The organism is Aureibaculum luteum, assembly GCF_003449015.1.
GTDB lineage: Bacteria > Bacteroidota > Bacteroidia > Flavobacteriales > Flavobacteriaceae > Aureibaculum > Aureibaculum luteum.
In genome coordinates, this window is the sequence record NZ_QRGD01000022.1 from 1 (window position 1) to 4,518 (window position 4,518).

Consider the following 4,518-nt stretch of genomic DNA (forward strand, 5'->3'; position numbering starts at 1 on the left):
TTAGCAACCTTGCAGCTTACTAATGGTTCAGGGCGTTACCCATGCCCATAAGGGACTTGCACCCTCTAGATTAATTCTTTACTTTCGTAAGGAAAAGATGCCCATGCTGGGCACACACATTGTATACAATTCATGCTTGCTTTAGTACTTCATTTAAAACTATTATATTTAGTATCTGATTTGACTAGCTGAAAATCCTCGCGGATTTTAAGCCGCACAAATTATATACGAACCGTTGTGTGCAATTAATCCAAACCAATAAACATTGAGAAAAAACCTGCTTATTTTATTACTATTAATCATAGTTCAATCTTGTCAATCCGACCTTTTGATTGATAATAAATCTATCATTGAGAAAATAGATAAACTGAAGTTTAGTAAAACGACATTTGAGGTTTCAATAGATGATAACGAAAACATTATTGATACTCTTTCAATTGAGAAAATTAAAACAGGAAAAAATGAAATTGTTCTTTATAAATGGAAAGAACACAAGAATAAATATGGAAAAACGACAAAGCAAACATATTATAGAAATAATGAGGATTTATTTTATCAATTAACTGATTTTGGAACTGGAGATTGGAAACTGGAATACGAAACGTTTGTAAATAAAGATAATGTTATTGACAAAGCTCAAATGGTAAATATCGAATCTAAAAGTTCCGATACGATATTTATGAAATATAATTATTCATACAATAGTAAAGGAAAAAAAGAAACTCTATCAATAACTTCTGATTCTGATTCTGATTCTATTAATTCAGTAAACCTCACAAAATTCAATGATAATGAAAAGCCTGAATTTGGAATTCAAATTGTCAATAATGATACACTTGAAATAAGCAGAATGAAATATCTGAACGGAAACATTATTCAGTTGACTCACGAATACAAAGAGCCTTTCAAAGTTAATCGTTATGACTATGATATTAATAAAAATTTAAAATCGAGTACAACGTTCAAGAAAGTAAATGATAGTATAATTAAGTCTTCCGAATATATTTATGAGTATTCTAATCTGGAAAACCTTGAAAGGATTTTAATAAATGACTTTGAGAACGACACAATTATGTAACGGAAAATAATAACTGCACACAACAACATTTATAATTAATGGCTGGTTCTCGCCTACTTACGCACCCCGTAGCGTTGTGGCTTGCGTTCATTCTTTACTAAATTAGATTCTTGAAACACGCAATGAAATCAGCTAAACATACGTTAATGACGAAGACCAATCTAAATCTATGGACAGAGAAAAACCTATAATTCTATCATTAACTGGAGAAAAAAGTCATGCCGTAACCATTCCATTAGGCCAAGGAAGTTTTGCTCTGGGAGCCCTAGGTATGGATGCTAAAAAATATGATGTACTTGTAGATCATAAATTACCTTTAAATTGGGAGGCTTTCAATCTACTTTTTACACCGCACGGAAAAGAACATCAAGAACTAAATCCCTTTGGAGATTGGCCTAGAAATTTCTATTACTGGGGTAATGATGCTCGTTTTATACCATGGTCTGAAAAAAGAGAAATTGAAGGTTTTACATGGTCGCCACTTCAAGCTACAACTGCTGATTTTACCAAATCAAAAATAGGTGGATTAACTATTAATGCCGACGCATACAACATAAAATTAAAATTTGGAAATCACAGAGCTGTCTCATTAACAGGCAATTTACACCATATAGCGGTTAGCAAAACCGGTAACATAGCTACTTTATCTTTTTTTCCGAAGACTGAGAAAAAGAATAAGACCAACTATCAACTGCCCAATTTTGAAGCTTTTAAAGATATTACGTCATTAGATATTACGGTTACTCCTTTAGGCCAACCCTTTGATTGTGAAAGCCTATTGCAATTTAAAAACCTAACCAGTTTAAGCCTATCAGGTAATTATACCAACTTAAATTGTTTAGAACATTTTGTAGACTTAGAACGGTTGGCAATACGTTATGCTCCCAACTTACAGCAGTTACCGGCCTTAAAATCTTGGAAAAAATTAACTTCATTTATCGGTTGGAACATTGAAGAAATTCAAGGTAATTTATTGAGAAATGAATTAAAAGCGATAAAAAAAGAACGTGAGCTTAATTACTCAACGGTTTCACAATTAAGAAAATTGATTTGGTTTAGTACAGAATATGGAATTCCTTTTGCCGCTTGGGAAGGAAAAAATGCAAAAACAGCCGTAAAAAACTACAAAGCAACCTTAAAAAAAATAAAAAAAGCTAAAACGGAAAAAGAAGCAAAAGAGGTACTCACTGAATTTGTTAACGTATTTAATAACTTACCACAGATAGAAACCACAGAGCGAGAAGACATTGGTGAAGCGGTATACCAATTAAGACAAGTTGCTAGCTTTGAAATTGATGCCAAAACAGCAATGCAATGGTTTGATGACGTTAGAGACTATTAAGTACGACCACACCTAAACTGCAACAAGTTAAATCGCGAAATGCGAACTAATAGCACTTTATTTCTATTGAATTTATTATTATATTTGAAAGGCAGTCGCTGAATAAAACCCCTACTCCAATCCATTTGAAGTGTTTTTCGCTTTAGCTTTGTTATTACAAGAAAAACTATAACGGTTATGAACGCAATGGGATTATAAAATTTTTAGGCAAAAAATGACAAAACTATCGTAATGAAAAACTATTTACTTATTTTATTTATAGTCAGCATATCTTTTTGCAACGCACAGACTGGAACTGAATTCGAATATGACAATTTTGAAAACCAGTTTTTGAGCTATGAACCGAAACAAAATGCTCAAATTTCAAAGAAAGATTTTGACTATGCTAGTATGATTGTAAAAGAAACAAAATCTGCGACAAAGAACAATCCTGAAAATTTTAATCTGGCTGACTATTTTAATATACTTTCAGCATTTCTAACATTAAAAGAAAGCGAAAAGAATATAAAAATTGCTTTTGAGAAATTTAAAAATGCTGAGGGTAGCTGTGAATATATGTTGTCATTTGAAAACTCTATCAAAACAAATCCAAAATATGATGTAATTCGAGCAGATTATTTAAACAAATTAAAAGAGTGTACATCAAAATCAACGTTAGAAAAGAAATTTATAATTGATGAATATTGTACGTTAAATTCATTGAATATTGATTTAGTAAAAAAAATCAATCAAGTTAACATTGACGACCAAAAATATAGAAATCAATCATCAAGAGAATTGTTAGACAAACAGAAAAAATTGGACATAAAAAATCAAAAAATCATTAATGCTCTTTACAAAGAACACAAAACTTATTTAGGTAAAAGTTTAGTTGGAGAAAATTTTGAAAGTGTTATGTGGGCTGTCATTCAACACTCAAACACCGAAATGATGTCCGAATATCTTCCCATAATCCATAAAGCAGTAAAAGAAAAAGAATTAGATGAAACACCTTTGAAAATGATGATTGACAGATATTATGGGCTAACTTTTGGTTATCAGATTTTCGGAAGTCAAGGCGGATTTGGATTTGAATTAGCCGGCGAAAAAAAGAGAAAAGAAATAAAATTAAAATATGGTATTGAATAAATACTATGCCTAACACCTTTTATAATTCATTGCTTGACTTCAGAATTCTCCCGAAGGATTGGGATTTGATTTATTTAGTAAATTAGGTACTTAAACAAGCCACACTCAAGCGGAGCTAACTGGATACACAAACCAATGGCATTCATATTAACAAACAATTCTCAAAGGAATAATGAATAAAAAGAATAGTGTATTTATTGCAACAAGTTTAGACGGCTACATTGCTGACAAAAATGGCGGAATTGATTGGCTATACTCAATTCCAAATCCCGATAATGATGATATGGGATATATAGAATTCAACAATGGAATTGATGCTCTTGTTATGGGACGAACAACATTTGAAACTGTATGCGGATTTGATGTTGATTGGCCTTATGATAAACCAGTTTTTGTATTGAGTAATACGTTAAAACAAATACCTGAAAGCCATAAAGAAAAAGTATTTTTGGTTAAAGGAACTTTGACGGAAATTTTAGACCAGATATACGAAAAAGGATTTAACAGACTTTATATTGATGGTGGAACCACTATAAGAAATTTTCTAAAAGAGGACTTAATAGATGAAATGGTGCTTACGACAATTCCGATTTTATTGGGTGGTGGCTCTTCTTTATTCACTGAACTTCCAAACGAACTGAAATTTGAACTGATTGAAACAAAAACATATTTGAACCAATTAACACAGAATCATTACATACGAAAGAAATAAAATACGAAAGGCCAACAACGCGTATAATTTAATAGTTGTACTAGACTACTTAAGAACCTCGAAGCCTCTGGGCTAACGTTCCGAGACTTCAGCATTATATTTGGTTTTTATTTGCTAAATTAGTTGTTTAAACAAGTGATACACAAGCGAAGTGAACTGGTGAAGTAAAACATATACAAGCACGTCAGTCTGTCTAATAACCTGCCGTATTTTTTGTTTAATCTTACCAAATTACAGGTTTTGTTTTAAACAACGAGT

4 protein-coding genes are annotated in these 4,518 nt (G+C 31.6%); all 4 read left to right on the top strand.

Annotated elements, in window-relative coordinates; all coding sequences use genetic code 11:
* The first annotated feature begins 265 nt into the window (after positions 1 to 265).
* The 4 genes from D3P13_RS21600 (at position 266) to D3P13_RS21615 (ending at position 4,260) form a co-directional block, all read left to right on the top strand.
* Positions 266 to 1,078 carry a hypothetical protein gene (locus D3P13_RS21600; protein WP_157973007.1) on the top strand — a complete coding sequence of 271 codons (813 nt, stop codon included), beginning with the start codon at positions 266 to 268 and terminating at the stop codon, positions 1,076 to 1,078.
* A gap of 169 nt (positions 1,079 to 1,247) precedes the next feature.
* Positions 1,248 to 2,420: a hypothetical protein gene (locus D3P13_RS21605; protein WP_117885771.1), complete on the top strand. Its 1,173-nt coding sequence runs from the start codon at positions 1,248 to 1,250 to the stop codon at positions 2,418 to 2,420.
* A 231-nt stretch (positions 2,421 to 2,651) separates the two neighbouring features.
* On the top strand, positions 2,652 to 3,548 hold the full coding sequence (locus D3P13_RS21610) for a hypothetical protein (protein WP_117885773.1): 897 nt from the start codon (positions 2,652 to 2,654) through the stop codon (positions 3,546 to 3,548).
* 172 nt (positions 3,549 to 3,720) lie between these two features.
* Positions 3,721 to 4,260 (top strand): dihydrofolate reductase family protein, encoded by a 540-nt coding sequence (locus D3P13_RS21615; protein WP_117885776.1) that lies wholly within the window; start codon positions 3,721 to 3,723, stop codon positions 4,258 to 4,260.
* The last annotated feature ends 258 nt before the right edge of the window (positions 4,261 to 4,518 follow it).